This is a genomic window from Pseudoalteromonas sp. PA2MD11 (assembly GCF_017808125.1).
In the GTDB taxonomy this organism is placed as follows: domain Bacteria; phylum Pseudomonadota; class Gammaproteobacteria; order Enterobacterales; family Alteromonadaceae; genus Pseudoalteromonas; species Pseudoalteromonas simplex.
Genome location: NZ_JADKNF010000001.1, coordinates 176,691 through 199,538, shown reverse-complemented (window position 1 = coordinate 199,538; position 22,848 = coordinate 176,691). Strand labels below are relative to the sequence as shown.

Annotated in this window: 25 protein-coding genes; 19 read left to right on the top strand and 6 right to left on the bottom strand. The window is 42.0% G+C overall.

Features of this window, described 5'->3' with window-relative positions; translation table 11 throughout:
- Positions 1-22 precede the first annotated feature (22 nt).
- The gene (gene cmoA / locus ISP07_RS00800; protein ID WP_063706202.1) at positions 23-748 is read right to left on the bottom strand and encodes a carboxy-S-adenosyl-L-methionine synthase CmoA; all 726 of its coding nucleotides are present in this window, start codon (positions 746-748) and stop codon (positions 23-25) included.
- A gap of 118 nt (positions 749-866) precedes the next feature.
- On the opposite strand from cmoA, the gene ISP07_RS00795 reads away from it, so the two are divergent.
- Positions 867-1,547 carry a DUF3334 family protein gene (locus tag ISP07_RS00795; protein ID WP_054551591.1) on the top strand — a complete coding sequence of 227 codons (681 nt, stop codon included), beginning with the start codon at positions 867-869 and terminating at the stop codon, positions 1,545-1,547.
- A gap of 60 nt (positions 1,548-1,607) precedes the next feature.
- On the opposite strand, the gene ISP07_RS00790 is transcribed toward ISP07_RS00795, so the two are convergent.
- Positions 1,608-2,102 carry a hypothetical protein gene (locus ISP07_RS00790; protein WP_209326503.1) on the bottom strand — a complete coding sequence of 165 codons (495 nt, stop codon included), beginning with the start codon at positions 2,100-2,102 and terminating at the stop codon, positions 1,608-1,610.
- Positions 2,103-2,253: 151 nt separating this feature from the next.
- Here ISP07_RS00790 and ISP07_RS00785 point away from each other — a divergent pair, with 151 nt between their 5' ends.
- Positions 2,254-3,270, top strand: coding sequence for a DUF5924 family protein (locus ISP07_RS00785; protein WP_209326502.1), 1,017 nt, complete (start codon positions 2,254-2,256; stop codon positions 3,268-3,270).
- 113 nt (positions 3,271-3,383) lie between these two features.
- On the opposite strand, the gene ISP07_RS00780 is transcribed toward ISP07_RS00785, so the two are convergent.
- Both ISP07_RS00780 and ISP07_RS00775 read right to left on the bottom strand, forming a co-directional pair.
- The gene (locus ISP07_RS00780; RefSeq protein ID WP_054551586.1) at positions 3,384-3,878 is read right to left on the bottom strand and encodes a M48 family metallopeptidase; all 495 of its coding nucleotides are present in this window, start codon (positions 3,876-3,878) and stop codon (positions 3,384-3,386) included.
- A 22-nt stretch (positions 3,879-3,900) separates the two neighbouring features.
- Positions 3,901-4,749, bottom strand: coding sequence for a DUF72 domain-containing protein (locus ISP07_RS00775; RefSeq protein ID WP_209326501.1), 849 nt, complete (start codon positions 4,747-4,749; stop codon positions 3,901-3,903).
- Positions 4,750-4,976: 227 nt separating this feature from the next.
- Between ISP07_RS00775 and aspS the strand changes: the two genes are divergently transcribed.
- The 7 genes from aspS (at position 4,977) to ISP07_RS00740 (ending at position 11,619) form a co-directional block, all read left to right on the top strand.
- Complete coding sequence (aspS, locus tag ISP07_RS00770) at positions 4,977-6,746, top strand: aspartate--tRNA ligase (RefSeq protein ID WP_209326500.1); 1,770 nt, start codon at positions 4,977-4,979, stop codon at positions 6,744-6,746.
- A gap of 92 nt (positions 6,747-6,838) precedes the next feature.
- Entirely contained in the window at positions 6,839-7,045 is a 207-nt protein-coding gene (locus ISP07_RS00765) for a hypothetical protein (RefSeq protein ID WP_209326499.1), read from the top strand.
- Complete coding sequence (locus ISP07_RS00760; protein WP_209326705.1) at positions 7,045-7,632, top strand: pentapeptide repeat-containing protein; 588 nt, start codon at positions 7,045-7,047, stop codon at positions 7,630-7,632. The genes ISP07_RS00765 and ISP07_RS00760 overlap by 1 nt, the downstream gene beginning before the upstream one ends.
- Positions 7,633-7,663: 31 nt before the next feature.
- Positions 7,664-8,245 carry a GNAT family N-acetyltransferase gene (locus ISP07_RS00755; protein ID WP_209326498.1) on the top strand — a complete coding sequence of 194 codons (582 nt, stop codon included), beginning with the start codon at positions 7,664-7,666 and terminating at the stop codon, positions 8,243-8,245.
- A gap of 34 nt (positions 8,246-8,279) precedes the next feature.
- Positions 8,280-8,987, top strand: coding sequence for an alpha/beta hydrolase (locus ISP07_RS00750; RefSeq protein WP_420706809.1), 708 nt, complete (start codon positions 8,280-8,282; stop codon positions 8,985-8,987).
- Positions 8,988-9,155: 168 nt separating this feature from the next.
- Positions 9,156-9,998 carry an isopenicillin N synthase family dioxygenase gene (locus ISP07_RS00745; protein ID WP_054551580.1) on the top strand — a complete coding sequence of 281 codons (843 nt, stop codon included), beginning with the start codon at positions 9,156-9,158 and terminating at the stop codon, positions 9,996-9,998.
- 172 nt (positions 9,999-10,170) lie between these two features.
- A complete protein-coding gene (locus ISP07_RS00740; protein ID WP_209326496.1) occupies positions 10,171-11,619 on the top strand; it encodes a DEAD/DEAH box helicase in 1,449 nt (482 codons plus the stop codon).
- 52 nt (positions 11,620-11,671) lie between these two features.
- On the opposite strand, the gene ISP07_RS00735 is transcribed toward ISP07_RS00740, so the two are convergent.
- Together ISP07_RS00735 and ISP07_RS00730 are read right to left on the bottom strand one after the other, a co-directional pair.
- On the bottom strand, positions 11,672-12,424 hold the full coding sequence (locus ISP07_RS00735) for a DUF3307 domain-containing protein (protein ID WP_209326495.1): 753 nt from the start codon (positions 12,422-12,424) through the stop codon (positions 11,672-11,674).
- Positions 12,421-13,035: a hypothetical protein gene (locus ISP07_RS00730; protein WP_209326494.1), complete on the bottom strand. Its 615-nt coding sequence runs from the start codon at positions 13,033-13,035 to the stop codon at positions 12,421-12,423. Before ISP07_RS00730 ends, ISP07_RS00735 begins: the two co-directional genes overlap by 4 nt.
- 155 nt (positions 13,036-13,190) lie before the next feature.
- Here ISP07_RS00730 and ISP07_RS00725 point away from each other — a divergent pair, with 155 nt between their 5' ends.
- The 10 genes from ISP07_RS00725 to ISP07_RS00680 all read left to right on the top strand — a co-directional run bounded on the left by ISP07_RS00725 (position 13,191) and on the right by ISP07_RS00680 (position 22,727).
- On the top strand, positions 13,191-13,685 hold the full coding sequence (locus ISP07_RS00725; protein ID WP_209326493.1) for an NYN domain-containing protein: 495 nt from the start codon (positions 13,191-13,193) through the stop codon (positions 13,683-13,685).
- Between the two features lie 370 nt (positions 13,686-14,055).
- Complete coding sequence (nagK, locus tag ISP07_RS00720) at positions 14,056-14,970, top strand: N-acetylglucosamine kinase (RefSeq protein WP_209326492.1); 915 nt, start codon at positions 14,056-14,058, stop codon at positions 14,968-14,970.
- Positions 14,970-16,082: an N-acetylglucosamine-6-phosphate deacetylase gene (gene nagA / locus ISP07_RS00715; protein ID WP_209326491.1), complete on the top strand. Its 1,113-nt coding sequence runs from the start codon at positions 14,970-14,972 to the stop codon at positions 16,080-16,082. Before nagK ends, nagA begins: the two co-directional genes overlap by 1 nt.
- 63 nt (positions 16,083-16,145) lie before the next feature.
- Entirely contained in the window at positions 16,146-17,276 is a 1,131-nt protein-coding gene (gene nagX / locus ISP07_RS00710) for a transmembrane glucosamine N-acetyltransferase NagX (RefSeq protein ID WP_209326490.1), read from the top strand.
- Positions 17,277-17,486: 210 nt separating this feature from the next.
- Positions 17,487-18,281 (top strand): glucosamine-6-phosphate deaminase, encoded by a 795-nt coding sequence (nagB, locus tag ISP07_RS00705; protein WP_063705946.1) that lies wholly within the window; start codon positions 17,487-17,489, stop codon positions 18,279-18,281.
- 114 nt (positions 18,282-18,395) lie between these two features.
- Positions 18,396-19,313, top strand: coding sequence for an NAD(+) diphosphatase (gene nudC / locus ISP07_RS00700; protein ID WP_209326489.1), 918 nt, complete (start codon positions 18,396-18,398; stop codon positions 19,311-19,313).
- 19 nt (positions 19,314-19,332) lie between these two features.
- Positions 19,333-20,511: a cystathionine beta-lyase gene (locus ISP07_RS00695; RefSeq protein WP_209326488.1), complete on the top strand. Its 1,179-nt coding sequence runs from the start codon at positions 19,333-19,335 to the stop codon at positions 20,509-20,511.
- A 115-nt stretch (positions 20,512-20,626) separates the two neighbouring features.
- Positions 20,627-21,445: an ABC transporter permease gene (locus tag ISP07_RS00690; RefSeq protein ID WP_209326487.1), complete on the top strand. Its 819-nt coding sequence runs from the start codon at positions 20,627-20,629 to the stop codon at positions 21,443-21,445.
- Positions 21,442-22,350 (top strand): ABC transporter ATP-binding protein, encoded by a 909-nt coding sequence (locus tag ISP07_RS00685; protein WP_209326486.1) that lies wholly within the window; start codon positions 21,442-21,444, stop codon positions 22,348-22,350. The genes ISP07_RS00690 and ISP07_RS00685 overlap by 4 nt, the downstream gene beginning before the upstream one ends.
- Before the next feature lie 2 nt (positions 22,351-22,352).
- A complete protein-coding gene (locus ISP07_RS00680; protein ID WP_054551567.1) occupies positions 22,353-22,727 on the top strand; it encodes a PH domain-containing protein in 375 nt (124 codons plus the stop codon).
- Positions 22,728-22,848 lie beyond the last annotated feature (121 nt).

Below are 22,848 nucleotides of genomic sequence, written 5' to 3'. Positions count from 1 at the left end.
ACTCTTTATATCGTTGTGATGATTACTTGATTGCAATCATCGAGCAGAAGTTAAAACATTGATACCACACTTGCGTTTGGCTAAAACCAATTTCACTTAATCGGTTTAAGTGGGTAGATAAATGATCTGGGCGCATGACATTTTCGATAGCGGTGCGCTTTTGGCTGATCTCAAGCTCCGAATAGCCGTTGTGACGTTTAAAATCATGGTGTAAATCAATTAGCAAATTATCGCATTGCTCATTTTCACCTCTAATTTTTTCGCTCAGCAGCAAAACACCGCCTGGTTTTAAATTTGCGTAAATCTTTTCAAGCACTGCTTGGCGCTTTTCAGGTGGAATAAACTGTAGTGTAAAGTTCATCGCGACCACAGAGGCATTCTCGATAGCTAAATCGTTGATATCACCTAGTGTAACAGTCACCGGCACGTCAGAGCGAAAACCTTGTAAATGTAATTTACAGCGCTCAACCATCGCTTCTGAGTTATCGACGGCAATGATATTACAGTTATCAGTGCGAATATTGCGGCGCATACTTAACGTTACAGCGCCAAGTGAACAGCCTAAGTCGTATAGGTTTGAATTACTTTGCGCGTACTCGCCAGCCAGTTTACCTATGGTGCTAACAATGGTTGCGTAACCCGGCACCGAGCGCTGGATCATATCAGGGAAAACTTCTACTACATGTTGGTCAAAGCTAAAGTCTTTAACCGCTTGCTCAGTGGCATAAATACTGTCTTTTTGCGTCACGTGAACAGTCTCTTTAAAAAATAATACCGCTATTTTAGCATTTTTAACTGGATAGTCAGTGATAAATTCAGTAGCTTGGCTAGAATTATCAATAACAAGTACAAAAAAGAGAAGTTTAATGACAAAAAGCAAAGTGATCAGTACTGAAGATATCTTATCAACTCTGTGTCATTCAGTGACTGGAGTTCTGTCTTCAGCAAGCGGTAACAGTATTAGTTATTCTGCCATGGTTCAAAAAATCACCCGCACCTGTATGCGCCCAGATATTGGCTGTTTTGTATTGTTCGATGGTGGCTTTACCGGTCTTGTGGTAACAAACTTCACAGCGCAAGCTGCCATGGAAATTTACCATGACTACATGCGTAACATGGGAATGCCAGAAGAAGAAATTGCACAAAGCCATTTATCAGATGATGTGGCAAACGTACTTGGCGAACTGATGAACCAAATCGTTGGTGACTTTACGTCAAAAGTACGCGACCAGCTGCATACTTCTATCACGCAAAACCAACCTAAGATGATGGCAATTAATAAGCAGGTGCAAATCTCTGTTGATACCACTATGGATAGACCACAAGCACGCCGTGTGACCTTCACCACAGCAAAGCAAAATATCTTCTATCTAGAATTAGCCATGGATAAAACTGAATTTATCAAACTACATGACTTTGATATTTCAGAAGCGGTTGACCCGGATGACATCATCGAAAACGAAGCTAAACAAAAAGCTGAAAAGCAAAAAGCATCATCACAAGCAGACGATGCAGATGATGATTTTATGGCAGAACTTGGTTTGTAACCCAAAGACTTGAGCTGTCAGCCATCAGCTTTCAGCCGTCAGATAAAATAGAGGCGCGGGTCAGACCGCGCTTTTTTGTGCTTTAGAGCAATTGATAACATCTTTGTCAGGGATCCCAATTAACTTAATAGTCTCATCGTCTATTTTTTTGATTTTCGATTTAACTGTCACTGAAGGCCCTCGAGTGAAGCTTTTCACAGACTCTGGTGAAAAGATATTTAGATCGTCTTTTATTAAATTTGTTTTATGGGTTTTAGAATTAAAGCTGATCATGATATCACCCTCGAAATCCATTTTTTCTGAGGATTCAACAGAGATAACAGAGACCAAATCAGGGTTTTGCTTAAAATAAAATTTAAAAAAGCTTTTTGAATATGAGTTTAAATCTTTAATTGAAGTCGTTACGTGGCTATCAACTTCTAGTATTGCATCGTCTGGTAATACAGACTTCATTTTGCAAAACCATTCACCATTTAGAAAACTATAATCTTCAAATGCATTCGCATTTGTACACTTAGAAATTAATAAAAGTATTATCAATACTCTATATAACATTCCATTTTTTCCTTTTAGAAAATACTCTATGCTTGTTCACTTCATCTAAATACCTTACAGCTTAAAGCTTTGAACTTAAAGCTCGTTTTAAAGCCTACATTCATCCAATTTATGCTTTACTCATAAAGCCTTAAATGGATTTGATGATTGCATGAATTACTTAAAAAACTTTATAACAAAATTTGTTTTCATGATGCAGAAGCGGCCGGGGTTGATGGCGGTGTTGGCTTTTTGCAGTGGTGTAGCAAGCTATGTCTTTGTTGAGCGAAAAGAATCGTTTTCGCAACTTATCTCTATTTTGCTATTAGTCACTTGGTTGTGGTTGTTAATAGATAACTGGCTAAGAGATAAAGTAGAGGAGCGGTTTGGTGTGGCGGTGTCGCCTAACGTGATGCGCTTTGCGCTGCAAGTTGTGCAGCAAGAAAGTTTGTTTTTTGCTTTACCATTCTTCTTGGCGGTGACTACCTGGGACCATGGTCAGGCCGCGTTTACCGCTTTAATTATACTTTGTGCGTTCGTTTCTGTTGTTGACCCCCTCTATTATAAAAAGCTTGCAAGGCACAGTGTCTGGTTTAGTGTGTTTCATAGCTTTTCTTTGTTTGTCGTGCTGTCGGTTACCTTGCCAATTTTATTAAAGTTAACGACCAGCCAAAGTTTTGAAATTGCACTGATAACAGCGGTTATTTTAACGGTCCCCAGTCTTGGCAATTTGATGCCCAATGCGAAATGGTGGCGTTTCCCGTTGTTGGTGTTATTGCTTTGTGCATTAGGTGCCGGGCTTTGGCAATTACGTAGCTTTGTGCCACCTGCGGCACTGCGTTTAACCGATATGAGTATGTCATATCAGTTAGATGCACAGGCTCGTAAACCGCTTTCGCCAATAACAGAACTCACTGAGAAGAGCTTGCATGAAAACGGTCTATATAGTTTTAGTGCGGTAAAAGCACCGCGAGGGTTAAATGAAAAAATCTTCCATGTTTGGGTGCATAATCGAAAAGAAGTTGACCGCATAGCCTTGGATATTTCTGGTGGTCGTAAAGAGGGCTATCGAGCGTGGAGCCATAAAACGAATTTCCCTGCTAATGCTGCAGGGAAATGGGTCGTCAAAGTGGTTACCGAGTCTGGGCAGCTGATAGGGCAAAGAAGGTTTGAGGTTTCAGAAGTTTAGCTGTCAGCTTTCAGCCGTCAGTTTTTAGCTGATCGAGATGGAGGATAGTTATTAGAGTTATTGAACAACAAGAGCTTAACATTCATTCCTCAGGTTTTATGTTTTTGATAGCTTTAATACGGATTTTTCCCCTCACCTACCAGCACACTGAATATCCTTAAATCCAGTTCTAGTTGATGGTATTGCGGCTCCATGTGGCAGCATAATTGGTAAAACGCTTTGTTGTGGTCCTTTTCCTTAAAATGAGCCAGCTCATGTACGACGAGTGCTTTGAGAAGTGGTTCAGGTGCGCGAAGCAGGTCGCTATTAATGGCAAGATCGTGTTTTCGGGTTTTACCTTGCATACGAAAAGTATGGGTGCCTAAGGCATTTGTGACCATATCGCCTTGTTTTTTGAATGCGGCACGACCAAAAGGCAGGGCATTTTTAAGGTAGCGCTTTTTTAGTTCAGTGGCGTAATTGTATAAAGCTTTATCGCTGGTAATGCTATGCGCATCAGGGTATTTGCCTTTAAGGTATTTTGCGGCCCTGTCGCCATTAAATAGCTGTAACACTTGCTCAATGATTTGAGGCGGGTAACCTTGAAAATAACGGCTGTAATCTTTCATGTTTTCTCTGATAAATCGGGCGCTAAAATAAACTGCTTTGGCTTGCTTCGCGTTCACCTATAAAAGGCGCAAGCACGGGGTGATTGTAACCTAAATCTTGGCAAAACTGTCTTGCTAAAAGTGGTGACTGGCGATTATCTGCGGTATGAAAAAACAAATAGGGTGATTTTCCTTCATCAAGCCATTGTTTTACTTTTTTCAGCCATGGCTGGTAATACGACTTGTATTCATGTTCAAGACTGGCAATCACAAAGCGCAGCATAGGCTGATTTCCTGTTGCAATGGCATGCACAGGTAAATAAGGCTTTTTCTTTTGCGCATCAATGAGTGCATCGGTATCGGCGGGTACGGCAAATAAAGCGCGGGTATCCATACTGATGCGATCTATATTATTTTCAATTAACAGCTGATTTAAGCGAATTTCTGCATCATCTTTATTAAAGAAGCCGGGGTGACGGACTTCTACACCGTAACTAAGTTGCTTGGGGAGTTGTGCAATAAAATTAGCAAGAAGGGGTAGGGCATCTGGTCCAAAGGCGCGGGGTAGCTGTAACATGATTTGCCCCGTTTTAGCAAAAATTGGCTCAAATAAGTTTAGCCATGCATTAAGCTCACTAGTTATATTCGTCAGTTGTAATTCGTGACTAAAACGCCGATGAAACTTAAACGTAAATTTAAAGTCTTCGGGTACCGCATCATGCCAGCGTAATAATAACTCATGACTTGGGTCAGCATAAAAACTGGTGTTGCCCTCGACTGAGTTAAAGCATTGCGCATACTCACTGAGCATGTCGGCGCTTTTACAGTGACTAGAGAGCAAATTTCCTTTCCATGCGGTGCTAGACCACTGCGGACAACCTAAATACAGCATTAAATCAACCAATAAATTTAAACTTTAGCTAGTGTATCAAAAGAAATGTTTGCTCAGAAGTCGGGGTGTATATTTAGCCCCCGACAGGCACTGCTGGCACTCGCATTTTGCGATGGTTTGGGTATAATGCTCTGCCTTAAATGATTACTTTGTATAGTGGCTTTTGCTCTCAAAATAGCGAACTCTTAAGAGCAGGCGGCTATAAGTCTTTAACTGACAGGAATACTATGCGCTCTATATATTGCGGACAGCTAAATAAATCTCACGTAGATCAAGAAGTTGAACTATGTGGTTGGATCAACAAACGCCGTGACCTTGGTGGTCTTATCTTCGTCGATTTACGTGACAGAGAAGGTTTAGTACAAGTTGTTTTTGATCCTGAAGTAGAAGGATTAATGGATACTGCGAATAAACTACGTCAAGAGTTTTGTGTGCAGTTAAAAGGTGTTGTTCGCGCACGCCCTGATAGCCAAGTAAATAAAGACATGGCAACAGGTGAAGTTGAAATTTTAGGCACAAGCTTAACTATCATCAACCGTTCAGAGCCATTACCACTTGATTTTAATCAGCAAAACTCTGAAGAGCGCCGTTTAAAATACCGTTACTTAGATTTACGTCGTCTTGAAATGAGCGACCGTATCAAACTTCGTGCAAAAGCGAGTAGCTTTGTGCGTCGTTTCTTAGATGACAACGGTTTCCTAGATATCGAAACACCAGTACTAACAAAAGCAACACCAGAAGGTGCCCGTGACTACTTAGTACCTAGCCGTGTTCACAAAGGTAGCTTCTACGCTTTACCTCAGTCACCACAGTTATTTAAACAATTATTAATGATGTCGGGCTTTGACCGTTACTATCAAATTGTTAAATGTTTCCGTGACGAAGACTTACGTGCTGACCGTCAGCCAGAATTCACACAAATCGATTTAGAGACGTCATTCATGAGCTCTGATGAAGTGCGTGCAATGACTGAGAAAATGATCCGCGAAATGTGGCAATCATTACTAGAGGTTGACTTAGGCGACTTCCCAGTAATGCCATACAGCGAAGCAATGCGTTTATATGGTTCTGATAAACCAGACCTACGTAACCCAATGCAACTTGTAGACGTTGCTGATTTAGTAAAAGACGTTGAGTTTAAAGTATTCTCTGGTCCTGCTAATGACGAGAAAGGCCGTGTTGCTGTATTAACTGTACCAGGCGGTGCTGAGCTTTCTCGTAAACAAATCGACGATTACACTAAATTCATCGGTATCTATGGCGCGAAAGGCCTAGCATGGATGAAAGTGAACGACCGTGCAGCGGGCGTTGAAGGTGTACAATCACCAATCGCTAAGTTCTTAAACGAAGAAGTAATCAACCAATTACTTGAGCGTACTAACGCACAATCTGGCGACATCATTTTATTTGGTGCTGACAAGCGCAACGTTGTAAACGAAGCAATGGGTGCGTTACGTCTTAAGATTGGTGTTGATTTAGGCATTACTAATCTTGATAGCTGGAAACCATTATGGGTAGTTGACTTCCCAATGTTCGAAGAAGACGACGAAGGCACATTGCATGCGGTTCACCACCCATTCACTGCACCAAAAGGTATTTCTCCTGAAGAGCTTGAAGCAAACCCAGCTGGTGCACTATCAGATGCATACGACATGGTATTAAACGGCTACGAAGTTGGTGGTGGTTCGGTACGTATTCACAATGCAGAAATGCAAGAAACAGCATTCAGAATCTTAGGTATCGAAGCGCAAGAGCAGCAAGACAAGTTTGGCTTCTTACTTGACGCACTTAAATATGGTACGCCACCGCATGCGGGTCTTGCGTTTGGTCTTGACCGCTTAGTTATGCTGTTATGCGGTACTGATAATATTCGTGACGTTATTGCTTTCCCTAAAACAACGCAAGCATCATGTTTATTAACAGATGCACCAAGCAAAGCAAATGCCGATGCATTAACTGAGCTTGCAATTGATGTTGTAGCGAAAGACGCTGAATAGTTCATAAGCTGATCAACGAAAACCCTAAGGTGTATGCCTTAGGGTTTTTTTGTGCTTAAATGAATATTTAGTATGTTCTTCAAGGAAAGAGTATGAATATCAGTGCAACTTTTTTAGGTTATTTTGCACTTGTTCTGTTCCCACTGTTTGCCGCTATCAGCTATTACTTAGGTAAGCGTAAAACCTCAACACCAATCGTGGTGGCAATTATTGGTGGCTTACTAGGGATAATTCCATTGTTTGGTCTTATTTTTATTGCTGTACTTGCGCTTAAACAAGATATTGAGACCACAGCGTGATCGCAAGCCATTCGCTTTATTTTGAACACACCTTTGAAGTAAACCTTGCAGGGAAAACATTTTCGCATTGCGAATTTGAGCAATGTGAATTTATCGACTGTGACTTTAGCAATAGTCAGTTTGAAAACTGTCGGTTCATAGAGTGCGAGTTTAAAAACTGTAATTTAGCTGCCCTTGGGCTTAGGTACACCTCGCTTGAAGAAGTAAGCTTTAAACAGTGTAAATTAACCAGCGTGCGCTTTACTGATGTTGATTGGCCGCTACTCGCCAGCCGTGCCCCAGTGAGTTTTGTTGGCTGTGAACTTAGCCACAGCAGCTTTTTTGAACTTAGTTTAAAAGCTTTAAAAATGCGTAGCTGTTTTGCCAAAGATGTTGATTTTAGACATGCAGATTTATCTTCAGCTGATTTTACTGATACGGACTTTCGTGACAGCTTGTTTCAACAAACCAATCTCAGTAAAGCTAATTTTATTGGTGCCAGCCACTTTGCCATTGATATAACTACTAACAAAGTCAGTAAAGCCAAATTTGAACGTTATGCCGCTTTGGATTTATTAGCAGGGCTCGATATAGAGCTGGTGGATTAAATATTTTTGCTAATTAAGGTTAAGGAAAGTTATGGATTTAAGTCCCATCACCTTAGAAGGTCAATTTGTTAAATTAGTACCTTTAACGCTTGAGCACCGTGATGCTTTAGTTAACGCCGCTTCAGATGGAATGCTTTGGGAGCTTTGGTTTACCTCGGTGCCCAATGAAGAACGTGTTGACGATTATTTAAGTATGGCGTTTGAACAACAGTCACTTGGTCGCGCATTACCATTTGCTGTCATCGATAAACACACCGATGAGGTGATAGGCTCAACTCGCTTTTGTAATATCGACAGTAAAAACCGCCGTTTAGAAATTGGCTATACCTGGTATGCCAAGCGTTTTCAGCGAACTGGTGTTAATACTGAGTGTAAAAAACTGCTGCTAAGTTATGCATTTGAAACACTTAATGTGATTGCCGTTGAGTTTCGTACTCATTGGCATAACCAGGCTTCGCGCAATGCCATTGCTCGCTTAGGAGCGAAACAAGATGGGGTGCTTCGAAATCACCAAATAATGGCCGATGGATGCGTACGCGACACCGTGGTGTTTTCAATTATTGATGGTGAGTGGCCGATGGTTAAACGTAGCTTAGAATTCAAATTAGCGTAGTTATAGTATGTTAAATATTAAAAAGGCGGCGCTAATGCTCGCGTTAACCCTTAGCGGGCAAACAGCTTTTGCAAATCAAACAGAGACACTGTTTGATACTGAGCGGGCACGCCATATTCCGGTGACCATTACAGCAGCCGATAGCAAATGTACGATAAAGAAGAAATGCCCCGTGGCGTTTATTGGGGCAGGCTATGGTATGGCGCATACAGAGTATCAATTTGCCCAGCAGGCCTTTCATCAGCATGGTTATTTAACGGTTGAAGTGGCTCATGAGTTAAAAGACGATCCGAGTTTAAACCCTGAGCCACCCTACATGACCACACGCATGGAAAACTGGCACCGCGGTGTACAAACCCTTGAGTTTTTAGCCGTAGAACTTGCAAAGCGTTATCCTGCGTATGACTTTAATCAGCTCACTTTATTTGGGCACTCAAATGGGGGTGATATTGCAGCATTATATGCCGCTATTTATCCCGCTAAGGTGGCTAAGCTGATCACCCTTGATCATCGCCGTATGCTGATCCCGCGAAACAAAAATATTACTGTACTGACACTACGCGGTAGCGATTTTCCAGCAGATGACAACGTATTGCTAACGCAGCAAGAACTTGCTACGTACCCAGTGACGCAAATTAAGCTTAAAGATTCGCGCCATAACGATATGTATGATGATGGCCCAAAAGCACTTGTAAAACGAATGAGTAAAGAGCTCAACGCATTTTTACTTGCTAATAAATAGCAAATGATTTGTTGCTTGATCTGTATCAAAGTTAAGGAGCTAAGCAAGGTGGGGCGGACATAAGTCCTTATGTTTTTACCTGTGTTTCTCTATCCTCGCGAAGCGCTATAATGAAGAAATGCTATGCTTAGCACAGACTTCTAGAACCTTATTCACTGGAAAAGACAAATGCAACATTTACCTACCGTTGATTATAAAGCGAGCGATGCGGCCGCTCAATTTGTTGAGTCACTAAGAAACACAGGTTTCGGTGTATTAAAAAATCACCCAATTCCTCAGTCATTAGTTGAGTCTATTTACAAAAATTGGCAAGAATTCTTTAATTCTGAGCAAAAGCACGAGTTTTTATTTTCAAAAGAAACACAAGATGGTTACTTCCCACCATCAGTGTCAGAAGTTGCAAAAGGCTTTACCGTTAAAGATATTAAAGAGTACTATCACGTTTATCCAAAAGGCCGTGTTCCAGCACAGCTAGAAGAAGAAATCCGTGAGTACTACCGTTTAGCGAATGAGTTTGCAGCAACATTATTAAGCTGGGTTCAAGCTGAAGCACCAGAAGAGGTGCGCGCTAAGTTCTCTATCGACCTTAAAGATATGATTGCTAACTCTGAGCAAACCCTTCTGCGTATTCTTCACTACCCACCAATGACAGGTGATGAAGAGCCAGGTGCAATCCGTGCAGCAGCGCATGGCGACATCAACTTATTAACTGTATTACCTGCGGCAAATGAGCCAGGTTTACAAGTACAAAAAACAGATGGTGGTTGGTTAGACGTACCATGTGATTTTGGTAACCTGATCATCAATATTGGTGACATGTTACAAGAAGCGTCAGGTGGTTACTTCCCATCAACGATTCACCGCGTGATCAACCCAACGGGTAAAGCGTCTACGAAATCACGTATTTCGTTACCACTATTCTTACACCCGCGTCCTGATGTTGTGCTTTCTGAGCGTTACACAGCAGACAGCTACTTACAAGAGCGTTTACGCGAACTTGGTGTTAAGTAAAGATTGAGTATAAGAACAAAGCGGCATTTGAGCCGCTTTTTTTATGCCTTAAATAAATCGGCTAAGTTCACTATTAAGTACTAGTTTGCAAATAATTCCATGCATTATTGACTATCCTAGGTATAATGCGCGCACTTCGCCGTATCGGCTGAATTTTTTAAAGAGAGATAGTATGAGTTTTGATGGGTTAGGTTTATCACCAGCTTTAGTAAATGCAGTTTTAGAAAAGGGCTATGAAGCACCAACGCCTATTCAATCACAAGCTATCCCTGCGATCATTGAAGGCCGCGATGTTATGGCCGCAGCGCAAACTGGTACAGGTAAAACAGCAGGTTTTACGCTGCCGTTAATTGAGCGTTTGTCAAAGGGCTCTAAAGCGGGAGGCAATAAAGTACGCGCATTAGTATTGGCACCAACTCGCGAGCTGGCTCTACAAGTAAGCGAAAATGTTGAGCAATATGCTAAGCATTCAAATGTTAGCTCATTTGTTGTTTATGGCGGCGTTAAAATTAATCCGCAAATGATGCGCCTTCGTAAAGGTGTTGATATTTTAGTTGCCACACCTGGTCGTTTATTAGATCTACACAATCAAAATGCTGTTAAGTTTGATGATTTAGAAGTGCTGATCCTTGATGAAGCAGACCGTATGCTTGATATGGGCTTTATTCATGACATCAAACGTATCATTGCTAAATTACCTGCTAAACGTCAGAACCTGATGTTCTCAGCGACTTTCTCTGATGAAATTCGTGAACTTGCAAAAGGGCTCATTAACGACCCCGTTGAAATTTCAGTCGCTGCAAAAAACACCACAGCTAAAACGGTTGCTCAATCTGTTTATGCGCTAGATAAATCACGCAAAACAGCATTACTTAGCCATTTGATCCGTACCAATGATTGGCAACAAGTATTAGTATTTTGCCGTACCAAGCATGGTGCAAACCGTTTAGTTAAGCAGCTTGAACGCGATGATATTGTCGGCGCTGCGATTCATGGTAACAAATCGCAAGGCGCTCGCGTTAAAGCGCTCGAAGGCTTCAAATCCGGTGAAGTGCGCGTATTAGTTGCAACCGACATCGTTGCTCGTGGCCTAGATATTGTTGAGCTACCTCACGTTGTTAACTACGATTTACCGAATATTTATGAAGATTACGTTCACCGTATTGGCCGTACAGGCCGAGCGGGTGCATCGGGTCATGCTATATCGTTTGTAACAGCAGATGATGCCGACGATTTATATGGTATTGAGCGCTTTATTGGTGAGCTTATTCCGCGTGCAACCGAAGCAGGTTTTGAGCCAAGCAAACCAGTTGCTGAAAAGCCACTAGATACGCGTCCAATCAAGCCGAAAAAACCAAAGAAACCGAAAAAGCCAAAAGCACCAGCTCAAGATGGTCAAGGTGCAGCAAAACCTGCACAAAAGCCAAAACCTAAATCGCAAAAGCGTCCTTCACAAGGTAAGTGGCAGGGTAAGGGTAAAGAGCAAGGCCAAAACCAAAAAGGCCCTAACAACGGAAATAAATCAAATAACACTAAACCAGCAGGTAATAAACCTGCGGGTAATCGTCAGCGTGTATCGGGGCCATCTCGCCCAAGACGTAAACCCGCTGCGGATAGTTAATAGCAGTAAAAACAAAAAACGCGCAATTGCGCGTTTTTGTTTTTCTAAGCGATTAAACGAGTTTAATGCAATATAAGGTAGCGACACCAATAAAGAGTGTCACGGTGACACTTAATAAAGTGCCCAGCATGACATATTCAGTGAGTTGTTTTTCGCTACTTTCTTTTAAATCACCGAATCGAAAGATAGACTTGGCCGCCAACAGAAAGCCCACGCCGCCGTATTCACCTAGCAAGATAAAGCTCAACATTAACACTCGCTCGAGCAAGCCTATAAAATGCCCTGCAGCAGGAATACTACCTTCATTGTTTATCTGAATATTGATTTTTTCTAGCATCATGCGAATAAACACAGAGCTTGGGTTAAGCACCAATAAATAAGCTGCAATAACAAACAAGGTATCGAGGGCAATCAGCTTTTGCCACGCTAGGCTATAAAATTCATTCTTATCACTAAGCCAAACGCTCAGCATTACAATCACAACAAGATGCGCCAACTGGTCGAGTAAAAACGGCACTACGCCTTTATTTGAATATGACTTTGCCAAGTCAATGACATAGTGGCTTAGCATAATCGCAACCGTTGCTAACAATACTCGAGAGAACTCTTGCCAGCCGTAGGTGTATTCCCATAGTGTGAGCAACGCTAAAGAGATCACGCCATGTGTTAATACGTGTAAGTAAAGCTTACTGGCACGAAAGTGACGGTTGTTTCTGTCGTGTACCCAGCTCATTGGCTGCCAATAAAAATCTGCAAGTAAGTGACCCAATACTAATGCGGTGAGTAATAGAGCAAAACTGGTCATAACAATCCTTTGAGTGTGGTTTGGCTGTAATTTATAAAGCGCTCGATAAGCTGATAATGAGCTAAGTTAAGTAACTTAGTGACATTCTCTCGGCTAGTATTAAGCTCTTTGGCAAGCTCTGCATGGCTGTTGTTCTCGGCGGTTAAATAATAAAACAGGGCATTAGCCTGCTTTTGACTCATTTTTTCAAGCAAGACTTCGACAAGCGCAATATTAAGCGCAAAGGCTTCTTCAAGAGTGTTATTTTCAATATTTAACACTAAGCGTTGTTGGCTCATGTTATCTAAACCACGACCAGATAAGGTATAAGCACTGCCTGTGGCTGTTTTTATATCGGCGCGAGGGTTGTCGAGTGAGCCAATAGCCAAGCTTTGTCGCAGCTCATAATTGGCTGCCTTCATTTGCAAATACAACAAGATGGCAGCATGACATACCAGCTCAGGCTCTGTTAGCTGTACTTGCAATGCATCGCCACGGTAAATGGTAAAGCTTGCGTTAAAGCGCTTAGCAACAAAGCGTAAGCTTTGATCAAGCTGATAAAGCATGGCGTCGTATTCTTGTTGTGGAATTTTTTGTGATTTAATTAAATCACCACTGATCACCGCAATCATTATGATCCCTTAGATTAAGTAACTTAATTTAGTTACATTGCGATAAGTAACCAAATTTGGTTACTTTGTTTTATGTAACCAATTTAGGTTACTTTTTCGTAAATATCAACCTAGATATGCTACAGTGAACACAAATCACTAAAGAACAGAAAACTATGTCAGCAGTTGATAAGCCAAGAGTCGGTATTTTTGTAGATGTACAAAACATTTATTACACCTGTAGAGAAAGCTACAAGAAAAACTTTGACTACAATGCCTTTTGGGCACAAATGAGCGAACGCTATCAAATTGATTGCGCCATTGCATATGCAATATATCGTGGGGATGAAAAGCAATCGCAGTTTCAAAATATTCTGCGCGCAATTGGCTTTGAGGTAAAACTGAAACCTTTTATTCAGCGCAAAGATGGCAGTGCGAAAGGGGATTGGGATGTTGGCATTACCATTGACATGCTAGAGCATGCTAAGCAGCTCGATAAAATGGTATTACTTTCGGGTGATGGTGATTTTGCATTATTGCTTGGTCACTTAGCGAATAATTATCAGCTACCGTGTGATGTCTATGGGGCAGAGTACCTCACAGCAGATATTTTAAAGCAAGCCGCCGCTGAATTTCATTGTATTGATGATTCACTGCTACTATCAAGGTAAAAAAATATTCCTATAAAAATAAAATGTTTAACTAAAGTATTATTTCAGCTAAGCTAACATTAGCTACACTTGATGATAAATAAAGGAATAGTCACGCACAACGCACTAAATTATGCAAAAAAGCGTAAGTAAAGGTGTAATAGGACATTGTTGATGTGGTTTCTAATTTTCTTGTCTGTTAAATAAAGCGTTTTAATTCAATAAATTAAAAATAAATATGAAAGTTATACGAATTTTTATAAAAAATATAATGACAACGCTGTCATTTGTTGTGTAACATTAAATCAACAAAGGTTGAGATGATTTCGCATTCTGATAAGAAAAATAATGCGATTTAGACAAAAACTAAACGAAGGCTAGGGGTCGTTAAATGATGGCGAAGAGTGTGAGTGAGGACCAATTGTTTATTGGTATTGATGGCGGCGGAACGAAATGTCGCGCAACTATCTACTCTGTTAAACAAGGTGTATTAGGAACTGGCCTAGGTGGTCCTGCAAATCCATTACATGGTTTGGAACGTACTCTCGAATCAATTATGGTCTCAACACAATTAGCACTTCGTGATGCGGGTTTACCGCTTGAAACCGTTCATCAGCTTTATGCCGGCTTAGGTTTAGCAGGCGTAAACCTACCAAGTTTGTACGACAAGATTATGGAATGGGAGCATCCATTCAAACAAATGTTCCTCACCACCGACTTACATACAGCCTGTATCGGCGCCCATGAAGGGAGTGATGGTGCGGTGATCATCACAGGTACTGGCTCATGTGGTTTCTCATGTGTAAATGGTCGCACAACTAACTTTGGTGGTCATGGCTTTGCTCTGGGAGATAAAGGCAGTGGTGCCTGGATGGGTCTTGAAGCAATAAAAGCGACATTACTAGACCTTGATGGCCTAGGCGAATCAACAAACCTAACTAACGTGATCACCGAGCATTTTGCAGCTGACAATGCAATGGCGATTGTTGAGCAAATGTCAGGTCAGCCTTCGAGTAGTTTTGCCAAATTAGCCCGCTATGTATTTGAAGCTGCTAATAACAACGACAAAGTTGCGGTTTCGATTGTGAAAGAAGGGGCTGATTACGTTAGTAAATTAGCGCAGCGCTTATTAGAGAATAACCCGCCACGTTTATCTATGATTGGCGGTTTAGCTGAGCCATTAAATAAATGGCTTGCAGAAGATATTGCGAAACGCGTTGAATCTCCTATTCAACCACCGGAAATGGGCGCTGTGTACTTTGCTCAGCAATCTGTGCTTGAACAAAACCAAGAGGTAAGTTTGTAATGACGATTTATCATGCAAGTTCATTGTTTACCGGTGACGAATTTTTATCTGATGTGTATTTTAGCGTCGACAATGGTGTATTTAAGCGTGTTGAAGCAGATACTAATGCCGTTGCATTAACGGGTTTAGTGGCACCCGGTTTTATTGATGTACAAGTGAATGGCGGTGGCGGAGCTTTCTTTAACGCTGAACAAACGCCAGATTGCTTAGATAGAATAGCCAAAGCACATGGTCAGTTTGGTTCAACAGCGATTATGCCAACGCTGATCACTGACCAAGTCGAAGTCATGGCAAAAGCGGCCGATGCCACTGCACAAGCAATTGCTGAAGGTGTTCCGGGCGTAATGGGTGTGCACTTCGAAGGCCCGCACCTTTCATTGCCGAAAAAAGGCACCCACAGCGAGCAATTTATTCGCCCTATTACAGAGCAAGAATTTGCAATTTACGCCCGCCAAGACTTAGGCATTAAAATGGTTACCTTAGCACCTGAGAATGTCAGTGCTGATGATATCGCACGCTTAGTCGAGTGTGGTGTAAAAGTGTGTATTGGCCACACCAATGCGGATTTTGCGACCACTAATGCTGCACTTGCTGCAGGGGCTGATGGTTTTACCCACTTATTTAATGCCATGTCAGCATTTACATCACGAGAGCCGGGTGTTGTAGGTGCTGCACTTTGGGATGATAACAGCTGGTGCGGTTTAATTGTTGATGGTCACCATGTACACCCATCATCAGCAAAATTAGCAATTCGCAGCAAACAGCGCGGAAAAATTATGTTAGTCACAGATGCAATGCCCCCTGTAGGAACTGATGACATGGAGTTTGATTTCTTTGATGGTCGTAAAGTTATTCGTACAGGAGACCGATTAAATTCAACAACCGGTGAATTAGCAGGCAGCGTACTTGATATGGCAAGTGCGGTGCGCAACACAGTGAACACATTGGATGTTAGCCTTGCTGAGAGCTTACGTATGGCATCACTTTATCCTGCACAATATTTAGGTTTACATAAAAAAGGTCGCTTACTGAGCGGGTTTGACGCTGACTTTGTGGTGTTAGACGCACAACAAAATGTACAAGCCACCTTTATTGCTGGAAAAGCGCTATAACAAGCTTCCCTGGTAAAAACCCCGCCGTTGTATCGCGGGGCTTTTTCTATTTAAGGTAATACAATGACAACAACACAACCAACAAGAAAACGTTTGGCATCGCTGGATGCACTGCGCGGCATGGATATGTTTTGGATATTAGGCGGACAGTCACTATTCGCAGCGCTCTTCGTTTTAACTGGCTGGACTGGCTGGAAAGTTTTTGAAGCGCACACCGTGCATAGTGTTTGGCATGACTTCACATTTTACGATCTGATTTTCCCATTATTTATATTCTTATCGGGTGTGGCGATGGGGTTAGCCCCGAAACGCATTGACCATTTACCGTTTGATGAGCGCAAAGTGTATTACCGAAAGGCGGGTAAACGTCTTTTACTATTGTGTTTATTAGGTATTTTGTATAACCACGGCTGGGGCACAGGGATGCCGATGGCGTTGGATGAAATTCGCTATGCCAGTGTGCTTGGCCGCATCGCTATTGCATGGTTTTTCTGTGCAATGTTGGTCTGGCATACTAGTTTACGAACACAAATTATTACCGCAGCGGCTATTTTAGTGGGTTATTGGTTACTACTTTGTTTTGTTCCAGTGCCGGGTGGCAGTGCTGGCGACCTTTCAGCAGCAGGAAGTTGGAATGCTTGGTTTGATGCACACTTACTGCCGGGGATTAGTTATCAAAACCGTGTGGTAGACCCAGAAGGTGTGTTGTCGAATATCCCTGCGATAGTTAATGCATTAATGGGTGTGTTTGCAGGTCAACTAGTGGCTCGTGCTCAGCAAATTGGCGAGTGGAAAATGACCGCCTTATTGTTCGCAGCAGGTGTGGTAAGTGTGTGTTTAGGTTGGTTATGGGATTTACAGTTCCCAGTAAATAAAGAGCTTTGGACTAGCTCATTTGTGCTTGTAACCGTTGGCTGGAGTGCCATATTGCTCGCCGTTTTTTATGCACTGGTGGATATTCTGCCAGGGCAACGCGCCGCGTATCCATTTGTGATCATAGGTGCAAACTCGATTATTATTTATTTAGCGTCAAGTCTAGTGAATTGGGGTTATGTAAGCCAAAGCGTATTTGGTGGGGTGGTTCGAGCTGTGCCAGCGGCATGGCAACCCCTGATGGCGGTCATTGCGTTATTAGCAGTACAAATGCTGGTATTGCATTGGATGTATCGCCGTAAGATCTTTGTTAGTGTTTGATAATTATTAAACACTAACAAAAAGAGTAATTTTTTATTCACTTTTACTTTACAAAGATAAAACTAGAAGTGATAATGACAGCGTTGTCATAATGGTTATAGCTACTGCATCGTATCCTGGCAGTGGTTTGATCTAAAACCCAGCTCGATTGCACGTGGGGTTGGGTTTTAGGTCCCATTTTTTTCCAACTTATAATTAGAGCTAATCGATATGCAAATAGTGATTCTTGATGATGCAGCCCAAGTTGCAGCGTATGGTGCCAACATCTTTGCGAAACAATTACTAAAAAAACCAGCCTCGGTACTCGGTCTTGCCACAGGTTCAACACCTGTTGCTTTGTACCAACAACTGATCGAAAAAAATAAAGCTGGCGATATTTCGTTTAGCCAAGCGACAACATTTAACTTAGACGAATACTTAGGTTTAACTGGCGAGCATCCTCAAAGTTACCGTTACTTTATGAATGAGCAGCTGTTTAACCATGTTGATATCGACAAACAAAACACCCATGTACCGCCGGGTGATGCAGTAAATCCGCTTGTTGCTTGTACTGAATATGAGCAAAAAATCACAGCGGCTGGTGGTGTTGACGTACAACTACTTGGTATTGGCCGTAATGGTCACATCGGTTTTAACGAACCTTCATCAGGTTTGACATCACGCACCCGTGTAAAAACACTGACGAAAGCGACGATTGAAGACAATGCACGATTTTTTGCAGAAGGCGAATATCAACCGCATTTATCAATCACTATGGGCATTGGCACTATTTTAGAAGCCAAAAAAGTAGTGCTTTTAGCAACCGGTGCAAGTAAAGCGGATGCCGTTCATGCCATGGTAGAAGGCCCGTTAATGGCTAAATGCCCAGCTTCAGCACTGCAACTTCATAAAGATGCGGTGATCATCATTGATAAAGCTGCCGCGAGTAAATTAGAAGATTTAGAGTTCTATCAGCATATTGAAGCTGAGAACCAAAAACTACAAGCGCATCTAGCGACCTTGTAAAATTGTGAGAGAGAATAAAAAAGCCCAGTTTGGGCTTTTTTTATGCCTGTAATAAATTGGGTTTATCATCCGCTTATGGTAGTTTTAGCGAGTAAACTATTTTCAAGGAACGCCATGCTGAATTACTCTCAAATGCCATTGGATCGTGCATCAAATCGCCGTAAAGATCCAAAGTGGTTAAAGGCTCAAATGAATTCTCAGAGTCGCTGGTTATTGGTCAATAACAATCAAAGTTTGTTTGTTAAAGACAGTCCTGAAGTGTGTTATTTACGCTTATCTCAAGTGGATCATCTCGATTTATCAAAAGGCATTTTATTGGGTTTAGACGACGATGATGTGGCTCATTTTGCTTTAGATGTCAGCCATGTTCCAGACTCACTTATTGAGCCTATGCTTAATGGCGCTGAATTTGTTGATATTCGCAAGTTAGGCCCACAAGTTGAGCTAAAACAAGGCTCGATTGCCACACTGGCAAGGGGCTTGTGTTTTTGGCACGCAACGCACCGTTTTTGTGGTCGTTGTGGTCATGAAAATAACATGGTTGAAGCAGGGCATTCACGTTTATGTGAGAACCAAACTTGCCAGCATCAAACTTTTCCGCGAACCGATCCAGCGGTGATTATGATCGTGACTAAAACCTTTTCAGATGGGGTTGAACGCTGCTTGTTAGGCCGTCAAGCAAGCTGGCCTGACGGTGTTTTTTCAACTCTTGCTGGTTTTGTTGACCCAGGTGAAACACTAGAGCAGGCCGTTGCCCGCGAAGTCATGGAAGAAGCCGGTGTTGCGGTGACAGATATTCAATATATCGCGTCACAGCCTTGGCCATTTCCATCATCAATCATGTTTGGCTTTATGGCCACAGCGGTTTCAGAAGATATTCAGGTAGATAAAGACGAGTTAGACGATGCGAGATGGTTTAGCCGTGCTGAACTTAATGAATTCGGCCAATGGCATGAGCAGGGTAGCCATCTTAAACTAACCAGACAAGATTCTATTTCTCGATTTTTGGTTGAGCACTGGCGCAACCTGTAAAGCACAGCTTGGACAAATTATGACAAAGACAAATAAAAATACCCAAATCGTCTCTGCAGGGCGTAAAAAAGCATATACACAAGGGGTTGTGAACCCTGTGGTGCAACGTGCATCAACAGTGGTATTCGATTCAGTGGCTGATTTAAAAGCAGCGGCGAAGAAACGGGGCGACAAAACGTTATTTTATGGCCGTCGCGGTACGACGACACACTTTGCTTTGCAAGAAGCAATTGCTGAACTTGAAGGCGGCGAAGGCTGTGCGCTATATCCATCAGGTGCGGCTGCAATAAGCAATGCGCTGCTATCGTTTGTAAAAACGGGCGATCATATTTTAATGGTGGATACCGCTTACGAGCCAACCCGTGATTTTTGCGACAAAATACTGGCTGGATTAGGTATTGAAACAACCTATTACCCACCGGGAATTGGCGCAGGAATTAGTGAGCTTATCAAAGATAACACCCGCGTATTGTTTTTAGAATCACCAGGCTCAATCACTATGGAAGTACAAGATGTGCCAGCCATGGTTGCTAAGGCTAATGAGCGCGGTGTAATGACCATGCTAGATAACACCTGGGGTAATGGTCTGCATTTTAGACCGCTTGAGCATGGCGTAGATATTAGTATTCAAGCAGCGACAAAATACATTGTTGGTCACTCTGATGTGATGATGGGTGTGGCGGTCGCTAAAAAAAAGTATTGGCCAACCCTTCGAGAAAATTCATACCTACTAGGGCAATGCACCTCTGCGGATGATGCTTATTTAGCGCTGCGTGGTCTGCGTACTATGGCTGTGCGTTTAAAACAGCATGAACAAGCCGCCATCGAAGTGGCTAAATGGCTTGAAACACACCCATTGGTTGATCATATTCGCCATCCCGCTTTTGCAACGTGCCCGGGTCATCAGTTCTTTAAACGAGACTTTGATGGCAGTAACGGCTTATTTTCATTTGTAATGAAGCAGGGTAATCAACAAGCAATTGATGCGTTCTTAGATAGCCTGCACCATTTTAAAATGGGCTTTTCTTGGGGCGGCTATGAGAGCTTGGTCACGGCAAACCTGAGCATGAAAGGGCTTCGCTCTGAAACAGGTTGGTCACAAGGCCCGGTAATAAGGCTACACATTGGTCTTGAAGATGTGGCTGATTTACTAGCCGATCTTGAACAAGCGCTTGCAGTGTACGAAAGCCACCTCTAGGTTAAAAGTTTATACTTTGTTACATAAGACCCGCTTGTCGGGTCTTTTTTTTCTGGTAATTCAAGCTGTTTCAACTTAGTGTAATTCTAATAATAAAATTCATTAAGGATTATGAGTGACGCAGTTACATCCTAAACGCCTTGCACAAATTGCCCAATTTGAGCTGGTACGACTATTTCTGACCAAACGTGGTTTGTTGGCGGTTGCCGCTTTTGCCATTTGTTGGCTACTTATTTTACGCTATCCCATTGCCCAATCTGTGACCTTGATTAGCTCACCTGATTTTGCCGACTTTGCAAGGCAAGCATTTGGCGCCATTGGCATCAGTAAATTACTTGATTGGCCTGAATCTGAACTTGCCGTTTATTGGCTGGTTGCCTTATTTAGTTTCCCAAGCTTTTGTTTGTTTTTATGTAGTGACCAAACAGTGGGCGACAGACAGCGAGGTACGTTACGCTTTTTATCACTTAGAGCTACTCGTTCAGAAATTATTATTGGCCGCTTTTTAGGACAGCTACTCATCTTAGCGGCATTGTTGTTTGTTACCTTGATGGCAACGGTTGCTATGCTTGGTTATCGAGAGCCAAGTTTGCTGCTTTCTGGCTTATCGCGAAGCTTCATGTTGTTATTTTATTTGCTTGTTGCGGTTATGCCATTTATTGCCTTGATGAGCTTTTTGAACACGTTTGCCCGTTCATCGCGTCTTGCATTTGTATTGGCTATTTTGTTTTTTGCTGGCGGTAATATTGTGATTGGCTTACTAACATGGCAATGGCCTGCATTTAAGGTTTTAAATTACATATTTCCGGGCTATCAACTTGATTTAATGGCAGGTCAGCGTGCAGGTGTGACACTGGCTCTTGGTTTACCACTTTTACAAACGGCAGTGCTACTGGTTGCTGGTGAACGAATTTTTGCAAGGAGCTCATTATGACCGTTTTAATTCAAGCACAAGGCTTGTCAAAAAACTACGGGGCTAAGCGAGCGCTCGATAACGTTAGCTTTGAGATAAACAAAGGGGCACCGGTAGCGCTAGTTGGTCCTAATGGTGCAGGTAAAACAACGTTATTCAGTTTGTTATGTGGCTATATTTTACCTAGCTCAGGAAAGCTATCGGTAATAGGGTATACCCCAGGCAGTGCGGCGTTATTTGGTAAGCTAACCGCGTTACCGCAAGATGCCCAGCTTGATCCTCGTTTTAGTATTGCGCATCAACTTAACTTTTATGGCCAATTACAAGGGCTCAGTGGTGCGGTTCGTAAAAAAGAAACGGCTCGCGTCTTAGAGCTCGTTGGTTTATCAGAAGTGGCTAAGCAACGACCAGATGATCTTTCTCATGGTATGCGTAAGCGAGTGACGATTGCACAGGCATTAATTGGCTCACCTGAAATAGTGATGCTTGATGAAGCAACTGCAGGCCTTGATCCAATTCATGCTCGTGAGGTAAGGGAGCTGGTAAGTTCTTTAAGTAACGAAGCAACATTTATTTTAAGCTCCCATGACTTAACTGAGCTTGAGCGTTTATGCTCACAAGTTTTACACCTCGATAAAGGGGTGTTAAGTGAGCATCAAGCCCGTTCTAGCACGCAAGATAATAAACACTTTATTACGCTGCAGTTAAATCAACACTATGATGATGTAGAAGCAAAGCTTGCTGGCCTTGCCCATGTACATCATGTTTATATGAGCCAAGCAAAAGAATATGTGATCGAGTTTGAGAAAACCGCTGAGCCTTTTGACATCAATCTTCTACAATTTTGTTATCAGCAAGGTTGGCAGTATCGTCAACTGGTAAATGGTCACACACTCGAAAATCAAATTTTTCATAAGGAGAGCTAGTTATGGGTCTATTAAGTGGATTAATGGGTAATGCAAGTGAAGTCGATAACGACGACTTAGAAGAGCTGCTTGCTAATACATTGATTGATGGTGAAACAGTTCAAAAAGCCTATAAAGTTATCCGTGATATGTTCATCTTTACTAATAAAAGATTAATTATCATAGATAAACAAGGTGTTACCGGTTCTAAAGTTGAAATGCTGAGTATTGCTTACTCAAAAATTACTAAGTTTAGTAAAGAAAGTGCCGGGCATTTTGACCTAGATGCTGAACTGAAAATTTGGGTTGGTTCAGATCCAACGCCAATCAGTAAAGACTTTAAAGCAGGAGATAACATTAATGAGGTTTATAGAATTATAAGTCAATTTGCTTTATAAAGTACTGACAAATCTTGTTTTTTTATTAAAAGTTGGCTAAAAGATGAAAGTTTCGGCCAACTTTTTCTTTACATTTACCGACACTTTATTACAATTAATCAAGTAAAAACAAACGCTTAGT